The 288-nt window shown below is 64.6% G+C and carries 1 protein-coding gene; it reads right to left on the reverse strand.

Features of this window, described 5'->3' with window-relative positions; genetic code table 11:
- Positions 1-243, reverse strand: a 243-nt coding sequence (locus FQ389_RS17595; RefSeq protein WP_260860875.1) for a transposase, incomplete at its 3' end; no start/stop codon positions are given.
- Positions 244-288 lie beyond the last annotated feature (45 nt).

Genomic DNA, 288 nt, shown 5'->3' on the forward strand with positions numbered 1-288 from the left:
CCGATTCCGGTGACGCAGCTCCCGCAGCTCGGCCGATTCCCCGGTCGTCTTACCCGGTGTGGCCCCGTCGTCGATGTCGGCCTGGCGTAGCCACTTCCACAGCGTCATCGGATGCACTCCGAAATCAGCGGCGATCTGCTCGATCGTCACCCCGTCTTCGCGGTTGCGGGCTACCCGCACAACGTCGTCGCACAACTCCTTGGGATAGGGCTTGCCATGGTGACATCCTTCCAGCCCGCCCACCCTGGGCAAGCGATCTCGGTTGTCACCCATCCGTGCAACAGACCC

This window comes from Mycobacterium tilburgii (assembly GCF_902168065.1).
In the GTDB taxonomy this organism is placed as follows: domain Bacteria; phylum Actinomycetota; class Actinomycetes; order Mycobacteriales; family Mycobacteriaceae; genus Mycobacterium; species Mycobacterium tilburgii.